Genomic DNA, 17,277 nt, shown 5'->3' with positions numbered 1-17,277 from the left:
TTATAGAGATTTTAAAAGAGCTTTTTCACATAAAGAAGTCTTCTTCTTGTCTTGCATTTTTTTTTAATTTCTCCTACCGTCTTTTAAAAAATTGATTTTAAAGGAATGAAGAATGACAGCTCAAGATTTTGTTGTCAAAGATATTGCCCTTGCCGCTTATGGTCGTAAAGAACTCGATATTGCTGAAACTGAAATGCCTGGCTTGATGGCTTGTCGCAAGGAATTTTCCTCCAGTCAACCTTTGCGGGGTGCACGCATTTCTGGCTCATTGCATATGACAATTCAGACAGCTGTTTTAATTGAAACATTAAAAGCGATTGGTGCCGATATACGGTGGAGCTCTAGCAATATTTTTTCTACGCAAGATCATGCAGCAGCAGCTATTGCCGCAACAGGTGTTCCTGTATTTGCTGTTAAGGGTGAAACATTGGAAGAATATTGGACTTATATAGATGCAATTTTTCAATGGCCTGATGGTAATCCTTCCAATATGATTTTAGATGATGGAGCGGATGCTACAAACTATATTTTAATGGGAAGTCGTGCAGAACAAAATAAAGATATCCTCTCGCATCCCAAAACAGAAGAAGAAGAAATTTTTTTCAAACAAATTCAAAAGCGTATGGATACAACGCCAGGATTTTTTACACGACAACGTGCAGCAATTAAAGGTGTAAGCGAAGAAACCACAACAGGTGTTAATCGTCTTTATCAATTACAAAAAGAAGGGCTTCTGCCTTTTCCTGCTATTAATGTCAATGATAGCGTCACAAAATCAAAGTTCGATAATAAATATGGATGTAAAGAATCATTGGTTGATGGTATTCGCCGTGGAACAGACGTGATGATCGCGGGGAAAACTGCCATTGTCTGTGGTTATGGTGACGTAGGAAAAGGTTCAGCGGCGTCTCTTTCAGGTGCTGGGGCTCGTGTTAAAATAACAGAAATTGATCCTATTTGCGCCCTTCAAGCGGCTATGGATGGCTATGAAGTTGTTAATTTGGATGATGCTGCCTCCAGTGCTGATATTATCATCACAACAACAGGCAATAAAGATGTTGTCCGTTTAGACCATATGCGACAAGTAAAAGATATGTGTATTCTTGGCAATATTGGTCATTTTGATAATGAAATCCAAGTTGCAGCCCTTAGAAATTTGCCATGGATCAACATTAAACCTCAAGTTGACATGATCACCTTTCCCGATGGAAAACGCATTATTTTGCTTTCTGAAGGGCGTTTGTTAAACCTCGGGAATGCGACGGGGCATCCTTCTTTTGTCATGTCAGCCTCATTTACCAATCAAGTTTTAGCGCAAATTGAACTTTTTACTCGCTCTGAACACTATAAAAATGAAGTCACTGTTTTGCCTAAACATCTTGATGAAAAAGTTGCACGTCTCCATCTTGATCGATTAGGAATAAAACTAACTGTTTTATCAGAAGAACAAGCAGCTTATATTGGAGTTACACCACAAGGACCTTATAAATCAAACCATTACCGTTACTAAAATGCTTCCTTGGGTTTAAAATAAGGGGAAAATGTCGTGCTCAGCTTTGGTGATCATACACCCAAAGAAAAAGCTCAAAAAATGATTCGAATCTGTACATATATATTTTGCCTTTTTTTCTTTTTTTCTCCAATACGCGCTGTTGCTCAGTCGTTGGAAAGTTATTTACCATTTTCCTTCACTTTGCCAAATGGTCCATGGCTGCTTTTAGCGCTATGTGGAGGAATTTCTTGTGCTTCATTTTTCACGTGCATAGCTGTTATTATTCATGCAAAAAAAGCAGCCCAGAAGCCTTTTAAGATAATTCAGACAGATTTTTCTGAGAAACTTAAATATTATGAATGGCTTCTGGAAGAAACCGAACAATGCCTTCTTATTTGGGAAAATCCAACATCTTTGCCTCGTGTCGTTGGTGGCCTTTCCACATTGCAAAAAATAGGCATTAGTCAGCAAGAGTTTCAGCGCTTTGAACTCTGGGTTGAAGAAAATTCTTTACGAGAACTTGATTATGTGTTGACTCAACTGCGTTGTAAATGTCACCCTTTTGAACTTTCTATTACCACCACAAATAATGTGCTGCTACAAGTTACAGGGGTTATCGCAGGGACAGTCGCTATTGCTCGTTTTCAAGATATCTCAAAACAGCAGAGCGAAAATGCTCGTTTACAGAAAGATATTGCCCACCTTCTTACTGAACTGAGAATGCAACGTAATCTTCTTGATCTTATTCAAGAGCCTGTATGGATAAAAGATTGTAAAGGAAAAGTTTGTTTTATCAATCGCGCCTTTAGAGAAATGACAGACTTTCGTGAAGATAGTGATGAAGTGGGCGATCTTTTCAATGAAAACACACAACGCACAACAGATGAAACAGAAACAATTTTTCAAGAACATGTTCATACTGTCATTGATGGTGAACGGCGCCGTTTTCACCTCACACGTCTCACAACAGCTGAAGGAATGGCTGCTTTCGCACGTGATGACAGCGCCTATGAAAATCTTGCTCATGAATTAAGATATGTGCTTCAAAGCCATTGTGAAACCCTTGACCAAATTTCAACAGCTGTCTCTATTTTCGATACAAACCAAAAATTAAAATTTTGCAATCATGCTTTTAAAGTTTTATGGCCATTAGAAAGTTCCTTTTTAGAAAGTGAACCAAGTCATACATTATTTCTTGAACGCTTACGTGAAAAAGGGCTCATTGCTGAACATCCTGATTGGCGCACGTGGAAAGAAGAACTTTTTAAAGCCTATCGGCAAACAGAATCGAACCAACAAATTTGGAATCTTCCAGATGGTCGTACGGTACGTGTTGTCTCAAACCCGCATCCACAAGGAGGGGTCACGTGGCTTTATGAAAACCTTACAGAAAAAATTGATCTTGAGCGCCGTTATAATACACTTATTAAAATACAAGGTGAAACACTTGATAAACTTTCCGAAGGAGTGGTTGTTTTTGGTGCTGATGGACGCCTTCGTTTATCGAATCCTTCCCTGTCGAAATTGTGGTTGCTTCCTTATAATTTAATGGTAGAAGGAACCCACATTACACAGTTAAAAAACCATTGTTCAGCCTTAACCTTGGGACAAGAATGGGATCAATTTACTAAATTCATTACTGGTTTTGCTGAAAAACGCGAAACATTTTCGGGTCGTATAGATCTTAAAAATGATATGATTATTGATTATACTTTGGTCCCTCTTCCCGATGGACAAACAATGCTTACTTTTGTGAACGTTACAGATACTGTCCATGTTGCACGTGCTCTTCAAGAAAAAAATGAAGCCTTAGAAAGTGCAGATCGTTTGCGTAATGAATTTGTTCAACATGTTTCCTATGAATTGCGGACCCCCCTCACCAATATTATTGGATTTTCCGATATTTTACGGGATCAAATTTTTGGTTCTATCAATGAACGTCAACAAGAATATCTTGGGCATATTCATTCAGAATCAGGAACTCTTTTAAATATTGTTAATGATATTCTTGATCTTGCCACTCTTGATGCAGGCATTATGGAGTTAGACATAAAGCCAGTTAAGATTGCCGATGCAATGATACAAGCAGTAGCACGTGTAGAAGATCGCCTTAATGGACGCCATATTACGCTTTTACAACAAATTTCTCCTTCCTTAAATACTATTTCTGCTGATGAAAAACGCTTACATCAAATTTTTGTGAATGTCTTAAGTAATGCACTTAACTTTGCAACGGAGGCGAGCACTATTGAATTTTGTGTCGATGAACAAGATGATAATATCGTCTTTAGCGTTCACAATGAGGGCTCTGACATCCCGAAAGATATTCTTGATCGTATTTTTAAACGTTTTTCTTCCCATTCACACCATGGTGGACGTGCGGGAGCGGGACTTGGTCTCTCGCTTGTGAAAAGTTTCGTTGAACTACATGGTGGACATGTTGAAATTCTTACCGGTACAGGACAAGGAACAACCGTTAAGTGTTTTTTTCCCCTCCCCAAAGAGGATAAGATTTTTTAATGAAAGCCTTAATGAACTTTGATTTTTTTCTTGAAAATGAAGAGGCAACAAAGCTTTTTGCACAAAATTTAGCCCTTTCTTTAAAGCCGGGGGATCTTGTGACGCTTCAAGGAGATCTTGGGACTGGAAAATCAACCATTGCACGGACCATCATCCAAACGCTTGCAAATAATGATACTATGGATGTTCCAAGCCCTACTTTTACTCTTGTGCAAAGCTATCAACTTCCACAGTTTGAAATTATTCATGCTGATCTTTATCGCCTTTCTATGGCAGAAGAAATTGATGAATTAGGGCTTCATGAAGCACGTGAGAAAAACATTTTACTCGTTGAATGGCCAGAGAGAAGTCCAGACCTTTTAGAGATTGCCACTTTTGCACTCACCTTACACTATAAAGCACAGGGACGTCATGTGACATTGAGATCGTCACAACACTCCATTGAACGTTTGCAACAATCTTTTGCAATTTCCACATAAAAAACATCGACATAATCATGTATAACAGCAAGGATTTCTTAAAAAGCTTTAAAATAAATGCATCTAAATTTTTGATTTAATTAATTTTCTACTACCCAATATATTTTAGAAAAAATGTTTGAAAAACTCAAAAGGAGAGATAAAATGTCTCTCCTTTATCGTTTATTGCTCGTTTTCAAGATATCTCAAAACAATTATGATATTAACTAAGCCCATCTTTTATCCACTCAGAAAGACGTCCTTTAGAGGTAGCGCCAACCATATTTGATGAAACATTTCCATTTTTAAACATCAATAATGTAGGGATAGAGCGCACTCCATATTGGGTAGCCAATTCCGGATTTTCATCAATATTTACTTTAGCAATTTTAACTTGATTTTGCATTTCCGTTGAAATCTCATCTAAAATTGGCGCAATCATTTTGCAGGGACCGCACCATTCTGCCCAAAAATCAACCACAACAGGAATGGAAGAGGTTAGAACCTCACTTTCGAAATTGTCTTTATCAACTTTTACACACGTCATTGATTTATCCTTTATACTCATTTTTTATAGATTGGTATGATAACAATTCATATCAAGTTATTGCAAAGATAAATTATTAAAGGGGTTTACTATACCAAAAATTGTGGAGCGTGTTTATTTGAGCAATTTTATGAAAGTAAAAAGCGTAAAGATACTTTGAAGAGAAGAAATAACTTATAAGGCAATTTCATCAAGAAATGCCTCAAGCTTTTCTGGAGGAAGTTTAAAAATTTTAGCTTCTTTACTGTAAATAAGCAGAGCTTGGACATCTTTATCGGGATGAATAGCTTGCAACAATTTTCGATAAAGAGCCATTTGCAACCAATGATGAGGAGCAATAGCAGCTTCATTTTCAGGTGGGTATCCCGTTTTAAAATCAGCAAAGATAATGCTGTTTTCTGTGATGTAGAGACGGTCAATTTGACCAGAAATTGCTTGTTCTTTTCCACGAATTTTTACAATACCCATTAAAGGAACTTCAGTACGTGAATGCTGAGAAAAGAGGGGTTTGAGGTAAATGTGATCTAGCATTTTCCAAACATGGCGAAGAGCATCTTCTCTTTGGCTTTCATCCCAATGAGAGGCTTTAATGTTGAGATAGTTTCGAGCATAATCTTGACGTTTTTGTGGGGGGCAGTCAGGTAGATATTGTAATAATCGGTGAATGAGATTTCCATATTCAATGGAAAAAGCTCTGTTGGTATTTATTTCTCCTAAAACAGGCGAGGTAAAAAGTTGTTTTGAGCTTGAAGAAAGCTCTCTATCAGCTTCAATGGAAAGGCTTGCGACAGAGGGTTTTAACGGTTTTGGGAGCACTGGTTCTGCTGGTACTTTATGGGAGTAAAAGGCAGGCAAAGGTGGTAAGGCTTGACTCTCAGCGAAAGCGACTTCTTGGTTTATAGGAGCAGCAGAAGAAGATGTAATGCAATAACGCCAAGCTGCGATATCTTCTGTAGGACCTTTTATAGCAACCGCATGGGGTTCAAGGGCTTTTTTTACCAGTTGTAGCCATGTATCAGAGGGCGTTTTTTTACCGTTATATCCACAAACAAATAAACGATCTTCAGCACGTGTCATGCCTACATAAAGAAGGCGCCTATATTCTTCTTCTGCACCCTCTTTTAAATGTGAAATTGCTTGTCTAGAGAGTTTTGTATCAAACTTTTCATTGGGGCGCCAAACAAAAGCGTGTTGTCCGCTCTCTTGTGCATTGTCTAAAGACACTTTAAGCAAATGAGGCGCATGCTGAGGATGCCAAATCGCACTACCAGGATCAACCAAAAATACAACAGCAGCCTCTAGTCCTTTTGCAGCATGAACAGTCATGATGCGAATTTCTTCATTGTTTTGTTCAAATTCACGTTTAATTTCTGGTTCGCTTGCACTTAATGTTTCTAAAAAAGCTTGTAATCCTGGTAATCCTGTTTTTTGAATGTTAAGCGTATAATCCATAAAAGCATCGAGCACATCATTTGCTTCAGATCCTAAACGAGACAGAATTTTTTGCCTTCCCTTATCATTATTCAAAATATGGCTATAAAACTCAAAAACCGGTATTTTATCCACTAAAGCGCGATAATGATTCAGCTTTTCAAAAGCATCTTTAAAAGATGCTTTCAATGATGTGTGCATAGATAAGCTTTGCCAAAGAGAGCCGGTGCGGTGTGCAGCAAGCTGATAGAGTTCCTCTTCACAAAAGGAAAAAAGGGGGCTTTTTAATACACAAGCAAGAGAAAGATCATCTTGTGGCTGCAAAACAAAACGCCCAAGTGCCATTAAATCACGGATACTAATATGTTTGGTGAGTTGTAAACGATCAGCCCCTGCTACAGGAATATTACGGTGTTTAAGAGCCCGGGAAAGAGCTGAGACAAATTTATCACGTTTACGGACCAAGATCATAATATCACTTGCTCGTATTAAACGTCCCTTTGCTGGAAGCATTTCACCTTTTTGTAACCAGCCAGCAATTGTTTCAGCAATTTTTTCTGCTAAACGCACTTCAGGGGTATCTAAATGATCAACGCTTAAATGCCAATCATGCGGAAATTCGCTTGTTTCTTTGGAAATAGCATCCCATATAACAACCTCTCCCGGACTATGAACACGAATAGCTTCATGCACCGTCTTTGTATTTTCGGCCGAAAGTCCTTTATAGTTTTCTGGTGTTTCAAAAACAAGATCAACGCTTTTAAGAACATCTGCTGTAGAGCGAAAAGAATAATGCAGTTGTACTTTTTCAAACTGCTGATTTGTTTGCTGCACTTTTTTTTGAATGATTCGTCCATTTGCAGCAAAATTTTCTGGAGCAGCGCCTTGAAAAGAATAAATAGATTGCTTTTCATCTCCAACAGCAAAAAGAGTCCGTATATTTGTTCGTTGGCTATACCCTGAGAAAAATTCTTGTGTCAACAGTTGAATAATTTGCCATTGCTCAGGATTGGTATCTTGTGCTTCATCAAGTAGAATATGATCAAGCCCCTGATCAAGTTTATAGTGCACCCATTGGCTTGCACCTTTGCGCTGTAACAAATGAAGTGTACGCTCGATAATGTCATCAAAATCTAAGAAGCCATTGGCCTTTTTTAGATTGGTATAGATTTCAAGATAAACAGCACAGATCTGAAAAGCAGCCATATTGAGGGTGGCAACTTTTGCGCATTGATATTTTTCTAAAAGAACAAAAATTTTACTTTGTTTATCTTCTAGCGTTTGTTGAATAAAAGGCCAAATTTCATCTGATTTTTTACGAAATAAATGCGGAAAATTACGTGGTTTACCCTCTGTGGTCAAATAAATATCAGAGATAATATTGAGAATATTGGTCTCATCACGCGCTTTTTCTAATTGGGAAAACTTTTCCACTATCTCTTTCAGACGTTGACTGCCATTGGTTTCACAATGCTTAAGAGCATAAAGAGGAAGACGCGCGGTTTGTTGAATTTGTTCTAATAGGGATTGGTTTGTTTCACTAGGCGCTAAGTTAAAAAGCGCACGAAATTTTTCTTCTCCATTTTCAGATAAAAGAGAAGAGAAAAAATCAGAGAGTTTATGTTTCTTTTCAACAGCTTCATAGAGAAGTTTGTTAAAAGTATGTTCGCTAATAACTTGAAGTAACTGTTGTAAAGCAGGCTGTATATCACGACGTACTAAAAGTTGACGACGGGATTCTTGTCGTAATTTTTTGCGACTGACATCATCGGGAATTTCAAAATGCCCTGCGATATTGGCTTCTAACATAAATTGATGCAAAAGAGATTCACAAAAAGCATGAATCGTTTGAATTTTCAAGCCACCAGGTGTTTCAAGCGCACGCGCAAAGAGTTGTCGTGCATACATTAATTTTTGCGCATTGACGGGCTTATTTTCAAAGCGTGTTAAGGTTTCTTGCAGCTGTGCATCATCGAGTTCATTCCAACTGGATAACGTGCGAAAAATTCGTGATTGCATAACAGCCGCAGCAGCTCTTGTATAAGTAAGGCATAAAATACGTGCTGGAGGCGTACCATTTAAAAGCAAACGAATAACACGTTCACTTAAAACGTGCGTTTTTCCAGATCCAGCATTTGCAGAAACCCACACGTTTTTCTGGGGATGTGTTGCCGTTGCTTGTGCATCAAGAGCAGCTTCAGGAATAGAAAAAAACGTCATGATTACTCTTCTTCATGAAAACCAATTGACCATTCCCACAACCGTGCTAAATGGTCGTAGTCACCTTCATACCGTTTTTCTAAGGGAACAGCATGTGAGAGATAGCCTTGTTGTGGATTTTTATAATATGTTATAAGGGCAATAAGATTTTTCCATGCGATTTCACCAAGATTAACGGCACTAAGATAAGTTTTTTTGTCTTTTTCCGTTGAAAGAATGGATTGAGATTTAATTTCACCTTTTCCGTTCAGGGGAATATAAAATAAATTTGAGGGAACAAGATCTTGAAAATCTGGAAATGCCCCTTCCATCAGCAAAGCTGTTTCTAACGCCAATTGTGGAAATAATAATTCGCGAACTTGTTTTGATGAAGGAGGGGTTCCAGTTTTGAAATCTAAAATTTCAACCGTTTTGTCTGGCAAAACATCAATTCGATCAGCACGTCCTGAAAGGGTTACCCCTGTTGTCCCTATAGGGATTTTTTGTGAGACTACTTCAGAATACCGCTCTCGCGGTCCTAAACTTTGTTCCCATTGAATGAGACGTGGAGCAAGATTTTCAAAACTATTCCACCAAACTGTTTCAATATCGGGTGGAAAATTGAATTTATCAAATTCTTTACGTCCAATAACAAGCAGAACATTGAGTGCATTTGCAGCATTTGGATTTTTTATTTGTGTGCAAAAAGCGGCAAGAATAGCATGATAAAGTATTCCACGCTCAATAGCGCTCGGGTCATAAATAAGTGCTTTAAGGGGTTTGAGTCGTAAGATTCTTTTGGCATAAATAGCATAAGGATCATACCGCAATGTTTCTATTTCAGTGACTGAAAAATGACACGGACGCATATCAAGAGGTGGTACAGGGCAAGGACGTTTCACCTCAGAATTGATGCTTGTATGTTCAAGCATCTTGCTCCAATAGAGGAGTATTTCACCTCGTGCACGAATTTGTTTCCAAACCTGTTTTCCTACAACTGTTTCTATACGTTGTAGCCAGCGTGAAGGAATAGAAGGGGTATGATTAACCCGCAATGCGCGACTCATAACCACTTTATCCATTCCCATAGCCCATTGAAAATCATGCGCAGAAACACCAATACGCTGCTCTGGTGGTTCCAGCGTTAACATCATTTTCATCGGTCGCGATAAAAAAGCATCATTTCGGGTTGATATCGGCCATGAACCTTCATTAAGACCGCCGATAACCACTGTATCAACCGTTTGCAAACGTGATTCCAAAGTACCCCAGATGAATAAACGTGGATGTCCTCCAGGTGAAGGTGTGACAGAACGCGTTGCAATCAATGCAGAAAACATAGCAGGCCATTCGCTCAAATGAAATGTTAATCCTGATTGATCACTGACCAATTCACGTAAAAAATTTGATAGGGCTTGTCCTGCTTCGTGTTGATAAAGATGAGCAAGAGAATTATCCTCATCGCGACCAAAACTCTCAAAAACTTCAACAGTTGCTATCGCAGCTTCATTGACGGTGCATTCTTTCTCTTGTTTCATGAGAGAGGTTAAAGGTTCAACAGCTTTCTTTAAAAGATGACACAGAAAACGTGCTTCTTCAAACTTCTGCTGATCAAGGGCATTCACTTCAGGACGATTATGGGAATATGTTTCAATCCATTTTTCAAGGAATTGATCACATTCAAAAAGATTGATGCGCCCTGTATTCTCTCGAAGTACAAAAAGTTCAAAATTTTCTGCCAGTTCGCGTAAGCGATGACGGTTTTGTTGGAGTGTTGTCAATGGATGTTTCAGAAGAGAAAGAAAAGCAATGGGATCATCAGGTTGCAAAATATTTTCTAAGATCAGTCGCAAAAGCGTTACAGGCAATGTTTGTGCAAGTGGTATTCCTCCTGAATCATTTGCTTCAATACCAAACCGCTGTAATTCCGCAGCAACACGGCGGGCTAAATTACGATCATTTGTAATAAGGGCTGCGGTTTTTTTGGGGTTCTCAATAGCTCTTCGTAAAGCAACAGCGATAGCCAGAGCTTCCTCACGTTCATTTATCGCTTCAATAAATGACCAATCTGCACAAAGTTCCTCATAATCATCACGGATAATTTGTACCCATTTATCGGTTGTAGAAGCTGGTCGGAATGCTTCTGATAAAAGCGTCATTCGCCTTTTCTTTGTTGTGCTCTGTTGGCCAATTTCGCAAACATGGTCGCGTCGACACTCCATGAGAGAAAGAAGTTTTTTTAAATGATATTGAGGATGACTAAAAACATTTTCTGCATGATCAAAAAAATCACAAGCTGTTTTTTCTTTATTGCTTGTGCCAAGTGCATTCCATTGCTCTTCATCCATATGAAAATCAAGGCCAGGAAGAACAACTGCCCCTTTGGGTAGAGAAGCTATAACCTTTAAAAGATGAGAAACTGCGGGCATAGAACCTGATACACCAGCCGCAATGATAGGTTTATCAGATTGTGTGCGTCGTAAAGTCTCTGCGTGCATTGTAAGTGCTTGATTACGCCATTCAGCAGGATTACTTCGTTGCCTTTCTGTTAAGATTTGTGGCCAATTTTGTGTCACAATCGTTAAAAAATCGAGCGTTATTTGCCACCATTCAGCAACCATATCAGGAGCAATATCTTTAAGTTTTGACCAGTCTGCTCCTTCTGTTTCAATTTCATCCATCAAATGTGCTAAATCTTGAGCAAGCCAAAGTGCATCGGCACTATGAGCCGGAATAAGCACATCTTCCGTACCAAACATGGCACGCAGATGTGCAGGCAAATTTTCACGCCATGGACGAATAAGACGCGCTAAAAGCAGTAGCCGTTCACTTTCGCCAATGGGCGGATTGAGAGTGCTGGTATGATTTTCAACAAAAAGGAAACTATCTTCATCGATATCTCCTAGAGCACGAATGGTTGGCAAGAAGGTTGATTGTGTATCACTTCTTTCAACAAAGGCTAAGCGCAAAGCGCGAGCCGCACGACGTGTCGGAACATAAATAAGGCTATCGGCAAGAGCCGTTTGAATATCTCCATTGAGAGCAAAATTATCAATAAGGGTACCAGAGAGCAGTGCATCAACAAAGTGAGGCAAAAAAGCTATTCCAGAAGAAATAGAAAAGACACGTGGTTTATAGATCATATGATATCATATTTGGAATAACAAATTCCATCTTATTGATTATTTGTACTATTTTGATTGTATACTATTCTCATACAAGGAAAAACTATATTTATACAGGAGATTTTTAGCTTAGATTAAAAAAGATTGAAAGACGTTCCATATCTTAAGCTATCGTGAAAAAATATAATATCAAAGTTTTTTGATATTTTTTAACAGAGAATTGCCGACAGCTTGTCTTCTAATTTATATAAGCACTTTAAAAAAAATACTCCAACTCAACGTGACAAATTATTACCAACTAAATTGTTGTATAATAGATTCTTCTTTATATTAAGAGCGTATTTGATAATCTTTTAAAGCAGCAAATTTTATTTTTGGTGCTCGTTCTGCTTCATAATTTAATGAAAAATGGTTCTCTGCTAAGAAAACTGGAGCACCCTCTAGATCATGAGCAATGGCAGAGCGGTGATTGGTCAGAAATTTTTGCAACTCATCTTTATTTTCTGCCGAAATCCAACGGCATATATTAAAACGCGCTGGTTCAAAATTGACTGGCAAACCATATTCTATTTTAAGCCGTTCCTTGAGAACATCAATCTGCAAAGCACCAATCACACCAATCAACGAGGGTGAACCATCATCAGGAATAAATAATTGCACAACCCCTTCTTCCGCCATTTGTTGCAAAGCTTCTTTTAGCTTTTTTGCTTTCATCGGATCGCCCAAACTAACACGACGCAAAATTTCCGGTGCAAAATTGGGTACCCCCTTAAAGAGGATATCTTCTCCTTCTGTCAAGGTATCACCTATACGTAATGTGCCATGATTAGGAATTCCTACAATATCACCAGCATAGGCTTGATCAGCAATTTGGCGTGAACGCGCAAAGAAAAATTGTGGTGCTGAAAGTGTCATTGGTTTTCCTGTTCGGACTAACTTTGTCTTCATGCCACGTTCAAGTGTTCCAGAACAGACCCGAAAGAACGCAATACGATCACGGTGATTAGGGTCCATATTTGCTTGAATTTTAAAAACAAACCCTGTCATTTTAGCTTCCGTTGCAACAATATTGCGTTGATCTGCATCCTGATCACGAGGACTTTGACCAAAATCAACAAGCGCATTAATCAAATCACGAACACCAAAATTTCGTAAAGCCGAACCAAAATAAACCGGTGTCATATGCCCTTCACGGAAAGATTGAAGATCAAAATTTTTGCAAGCACTTCGTGCAAGTTCTACACCTTCGATAAAATGTGAACGCTGATACTCAGGAAGCAGGTTGGCAACCTCATCAAGATTAGAAACTGTCTGTTGTGTTACTTCATCATCTTTTTGACGAAACCGATTATGATGAAGATCAAATGTTCCTACAAAATCTTTCCCCGTACCAATCGGCCAAGTTATTGGTGCAGTATCAAGGGCAAGTTTTTCTTCAATCTCATCTAAAAGCTCTATAGGATCACGTGCCTCACGATCCATCTTATTGATAAAAGTCACTATAGGAATATCCCGCATGCGACACACTTCAAATAATTTCAGTGTTCTAGGCTCAATTCCGCGGGCACCATCTAGCACCATAATAGCACTATCAACGGCTGTAAGAGTACGATAAGTATCGTCTGCAAAATCTTCGTGGCCTGGCGTATCTAAGAGATTAAAAATATGGTCTGCATATTCAAATGTCATCACCGATGTTACAACTGAAATACCCCGGTCACGTTCAATATGCATCCAATCAGAACGGGTTTGAATCCGGTCTTTTTTTGCTTTTACCTCTCCAGCAAGCTGAATAGCTCCACCAAATAATAACAGCTTTTCTGTTAGTGTTGTTTTCCCCGCATCTGGATGGGCGATAATTGCAAATGTGCGACGCCGTTTTACCTCTTGCACGCGCTTTTCCATTATTCCCCCACAGGTCGCGCAAGCGCTTCATTAATCAATGCACGCATTTCATTAATTCCATACAAAGCAATAAATGATCCCAATCGTGGTCCTCTTTCTTGCCCTAAAAGGACTTCATAGATCATTTGAAAAAAGACATTTGAAACACCAGGTCCCCCTTCAGGGCTTTTTTTGTTATGATCTTGATAGCGTTCTATTAAACGTGCAACATCAAGAAGTGCATTTTGAATCATATTGCTATCAGCAGTTTCAGGCAGACTGGCTAATTTTGCATCAATTTGCGCTAATGTTGCCCGTTCACTGTCATCTGCCATTCGAAATTTTTTGTTAGGTTTAACAAAAACATCAAAATATTTCAGGGCAAATTGCACTAATTGATCAAGTTCTGGATAGGTTTGTGCATCAGCTCCTTGAGCATAGCGAGAAATAAAACCCCAAAGAACCTCTTTATTTTCTGCATTTGAAGCACTTACCAAATTGAGGAGCAGAGCAAAAGGTACCGGTAAATCAACCTGTGGAGGACAACCATTATGGATGTGCCATACCGGATTATTAAGCCGCTCCTGCCAACTCTGACGACCATAAGCTGAAAGATGTGCATAATATTCATCCACGACTTTGGGAATAACATCAAAATAAAGCCGTTTTGCTGTTTTGGGCTTTGAAAACATATAAAGCCCTAAACTCTCCGTTGGGGCGTAAGTAAGCCATTCATCAATGGTTAAACCATTTCCCTTGGATTTGGAAATTTTCTGCCCCTTCTCATCCAAAAAGAGCTCATAATTAAATCCTTCTGGAGGCTTCCCACCCAATACTTTACAAATTTTAGAAGAAAGATTTGTGGAATCGATAAGATCTTTTCCTGCCATTTCATAATCAATGCCAAGCGCCGTCCAACGCATTGCCCAATCCACCTTCCACTGACACTTGACCTTGCCCCCTGTAACCTCTGTTTCTATAGTTTCTCCTGTTTCAGGTTCGATATAAGTAACCGTTCCTTTTTCAACGTTGCGCGCAACCATCGGTACTTGTAATACTTTTCCAGAAAAGGGAGAAATCGGTAAAAAGAGAGAATAAGTCGCCTGGCGTTCTTCACCCAATGTTGGTAAAATAATTGCCATCACCTTGTCATAACAGGCAAGGATTTTTAAAAGGGTTTCATCAAAACGACCAGAACTGTAATAATCCGTAGCGCTTGCAAATTCATAATCAAAACCAAAACGATCAAGAAAAGCCCGTAAACGTGCATTATTTGCCGCTCCAAAAGAAGGATAGTCATCTCCAAAAGGATCAGGGACACGGCTCAACGGTTGACCAAGATAATGTTCCATCTTTTCACGATCAGGGACATTATCTGGAACCTTGCGCAAACCATCCATATCATCAGAAAAACAAAGCAATTTTGTTTTCACTTTATTTTCTGTGAGAATATGAAAAGCATGACGCACCATAGTGGTACGCACCACCTCCCCAAAAGTGCCAATATGCGGCAAACCAGAAGGCCCATAACCCGTTTCAAATATGACACTTTCTGGATAACCTGTTTTTTCATAGCGTTTGATAATCTTACGTGCTTCTTCAAAGGGCCAAGCTCTCGATTGAGCAGCTGCATCTCTTAATTCTGGCGTAAGGCTAAGGGCATCACACTGATCACGCATCATTATCTTTATCCTAAAAAATTATACTCTTTTCAAATTAGGGTGTATGGTTCTTGAATTTATTCGTCAACAATAGCAAGCAAAAATTTGGAAATTTCTTGATACTCACAATATAAAAACAAACCGCACTGTAAACATATTTTATTTTGATAAAAATAAAAAACATTCAATATTATAAAGCAAAAGCGTCTTGTTTTGATTATCAAAGCCTTCTTTGCTCTTATCATGAGGCACGCTTATTATATTGATGAGCAAACCAACATCATTACAAACTTTGCTCCCTAATGTTGCTACAATTCTTAAGCACTTGAAATGATTCATTAAAGATATGTCTTTCTTGTACAATCTTTCCCACATGGATCATCAGCTTGTAATGGGCAAAAAAAATGATTTTGATTGATTCGATATGAGAGACATTTGAAATGAGAAAATTTTAGAGTCTTCAAGATTCTAATTCAATAGAAAAAGATAAATTATCATTATAAAACAATATGATAAATCATAAAAACGAAATCTCTAATAGTGAACGAAAGAACTGTAAAACATTAATAGATAAAAAGACTTCAATAAATCGTTTTATACAAAAGCACTGCCCCACATGATACTTATCAAAAAATCTTTTATTTCTTTTCTTTATCACCTTGATGCCGCATGGCTAATGTACGTAAGCGCAGGGCATTTAATTTAATAAAACCCGTTGCATCTTTTTGATTATAAGCACCTTGATCATCCTCGAAGGTTACCAACTCACTCGAATAAAGCGATTTTTTACTTTGGCGTCCTTCAACAATCACATTACCCTTATAGAGTTTTAATGTAACTTCACCTTCAACATGTTCTTGAGATAAATCAATCGCTGCCTGCAACATCTTGCGTTCAGGTGAAAACCAAAAACCATAATAAATGAGTTCTGCATAACGGGGCATTAACTCATCTTTTAAATGCGCAGCACCACGATCCAATGTCAAAGATTCTATTGCTCGGTGAGCAGCCAAAAGAATAGTCCCCCCCGGGGTCTCATAAATACCCCGTGATTTCATACCGACAAAGCGATTTTCTACTAAATCTAACCGACCAATACCATTATTGCGTCCATAATGATTTAATTCTGTAAGTAAAGTTGCAGGCGATAAATTTTTTCCATTAATCGAAACAGCATCGCCTTTTTTAAAACCAAGCGTGATTCTGGTTGCTTTATCGGGAGCATCTTCCGGCGAAAGAGTACGCATATGGACATATTCAGGAGCAGAAAGTGCTGGATTTTCTAATATCTTTCCTTCTGATGAAGAATGCAATAAATTTGCATCCACTGAAAAAGGTGCTTCACCTTGCTTATCTTTTTCTACAGGAATTTGATGTATACGCGCAAATTCAATTAGATCTGTCCGACTCTTAAAATCCCAATCACGCCATGGAGCAATAATCTTTATATCAGGATTAAGTGCATAAGCAGAAAGCTCAAAACGTACCTGATCATTGCCTTTTCCTGTCGCCCCATGAGCAATTGCATCTGATCCTGTTTCCTTAGCAATTTCAATTAAACGTTTTGAAATAAGTGGACGTGCAATTGATGTTCCTAAAAGATAAGTCCCCTCATAAACGGCATTGGCGCGAAACATCGGAAAGACAAAATCACGCACAAATTCTTCACGCAAATCTTCAATGTAGATTTCTTTAACCCCTAACGTTTCAGCTTTATGACGCGCAAACTCTAGCTCTTCCCCCTGCCCTAAATCTGCTGTGAAAGTTACAACTTCAACGCCTAGTTTAATTTGCAACCATTTGAGAATAATTGACGTATCCAGCCCCCCTGAATAAGCCAAAACAACTTTTCTAATATTTTGCCACTTTTTCATTTTAAAGTTCTACGTGAGCTGCTTATTTCATTTTTTCCTAAAAATTTAAACAATGCAAGAAATATAAAAATAAATTCTTTTTAAGC

General features: G+C 38.4%; 9 protein-coding genes. 3 read left to right on the top strand and 6 right to left on the bottom strand.

The window, feature by feature from the left end; all coding sequences use genetic code 11:
- Positions 1 to 112: 112 nt before the first annotated feature.
- Genes ahcY through tsaE form a run of 3 tightly spaced genes read left to right on the top strand, consistent with a single transcriptional unit; the run spans position 113 to position 4,491 of the window.
- The gene (gene ahcY / locus FS875_RS03870) at positions 113 to 1,510 is read left to right on the top strand and encodes an adenosylhomocysteinase (protein ID WP_144753293.1); all 1,398 of its coding nucleotides are present in this window, start codon (positions 113 to 115) and stop codon (positions 1,508 to 1,510) included.
- Positions 1,511 to 1,546: 36 nt separating this feature from the next.
- Complete coding sequence (locus tag FS875_RS03865; RefSeq protein ID WP_144753290.1) at positions 1,547 to 4,012, top strand: PAS domain-containing sensor histidine kinase; 2,466 nt, start codon at positions 1,547 to 1,549, stop codon at positions 4,010 to 4,012.
- A gap of 11 nt (positions 4,013 to 4,023) precedes the next feature.
- Positions 4,024 to 4,491: a tRNA (adenosine(37)-N6)-threonylcarbamoyltransferase complex ATPase subunit type 1 TsaE gene (gene tsaE, locus FS875_RS03860; RefSeq protein ID WP_144753383.1), complete on the top strand. Its 468-nt coding sequence runs from the start codon at positions 4,024 to 4,026 to the stop codon at positions 4,489 to 4,491.
- A gap of 202 nt (positions 4,492 to 4,693) precedes the next feature.
- On the opposite strand, the gene trxA is transcribed toward tsaE, so the two are convergent.
- From trxA to FS875_RS03830, 6 genes are all read right to left on the bottom strand, one after another.
- Entirely contained in the window at positions 4,694 to 5,017 is a 324-nt protein-coding gene (gene trxA, locus FS875_RS03855; RefSeq protein WP_144753288.1) for a thioredoxin, read from the bottom strand.
- Positions 5,018 to 5,191: 174 nt separating this feature from the next.
- Positions 5,192 to 8,668 carry a double-strand break repair helicase AddA gene (gene addA, locus FS875_RS03850; protein ID WP_144753285.1) on the bottom strand — a complete coding sequence of 1,159 codons (3,477 nt, stop codon included), beginning with the start codon at positions 8,666 to 8,668 and terminating at the stop codon, positions 5,192 to 5,194.
- Positions 8,669 to 8,670: 2 nt separating this feature from the next.
- A complete protein-coding gene (gene addB / locus FS875_RS03845) occupies positions 8,671 to 11,790 on the bottom strand; it encodes a double-strand break repair protein AddB (protein WP_144753282.1) in 3,120 nt (1,039 codons plus the stop codon).
- 312 nt (positions 11,791 to 12,102) lie between these two features.
- Complete coding sequence (locus tag FS875_RS03840) at positions 12,103 to 13,677, bottom strand: peptide chain release factor 3 (protein WP_144753279.1); 1,575 nt, start codon at positions 13,675 to 13,677, stop codon at positions 12,103 to 12,105.
- The gene (locus FS875_RS03835; RefSeq protein WP_144753276.1) at positions 13,677 to 15,338 is read right to left on the bottom strand and encodes a lysine--tRNA ligase; all 1,662 of its coding nucleotides are present in this window, start codon (positions 15,336 to 15,338) and stop codon (positions 13,677 to 13,679) included. The genes FS875_RS03840 and FS875_RS03835 overlap by 1 nt, the downstream gene beginning before the upstream one ends.
- A gap of 617 nt (positions 15,339 to 15,955) precedes the next feature.
- The gene (locus FS875_RS03830; RefSeq protein WP_144753273.1) at positions 15,956 to 17,191 is read right to left on the bottom strand and encodes an argininosuccinate synthase; all 1,236 of its coding nucleotides are present in this window, start codon (positions 17,189 to 17,191) and stop codon (positions 15,956 to 15,958) included.
- Positions 17,192 to 17,277: the final 86 nt, after the last annotated feature.

This window comes from Bartonella saheliensis (assembly GCF_902162175.1).
The sequence above is the reverse complement of the archived record's forward strand: the minus strand, read 5'-3'. Positions and strand labels throughout refer to the sequence as shown.

Coding starts and splice junctions, on each gene's coding strand:
- ahcY (WP_144753293.1), top strand. CDS start 113: ATGACAGCTCAAGATTTTGTTGTCAAAGATATTGCCCTTGCCGCTTAT.
- tsaE (WP_144753383.1), top strand. CDS start 4,024: ATGAACTTTGATTTTTTTCTTGAAAATGAAGAGGCAACAAAGCTTTTT.
- trxA (WP_144753288.1), bottom strand. CDS start 5,017: ATGACGTGTGTAAAAGTTGATAAAGACAATTTCGAAAGTGAGGTTCTA.
- addA (WP_144753285.1), bottom strand. CDS start 8,668: ATGACGTTTTTTTCTATTCCTGAAGCTGCTCTTGATGCACAAGCAACG.
- addB (WP_144753282.1), bottom strand. CDS start 11,790: ATGATCTATAAACCACGTGTCTTTTCTATTTCTTCTGGAATAGCTTTT.
- FS875_RS03840 (WP_144753279.1), bottom strand. CDS start 13,677: ATGGAAAAGCGCGTGCAAGAGGTAAAACGGCGTCGCACATTTGCAATT.
- FS875_RS03835 (WP_144753276.1), bottom strand. CDS start 15,338: ATGATGCGTGATCAGTGTGATGCCCTTAGCCTTACGCCAGAATTAAGA.
- FS875_RS03830 (WP_144753273.1), bottom strand. CDS start 17,191: ATGAAAAAGTGGCAAAATATTAGAAAAGTTGTTTTGGCTTATTCAGGG.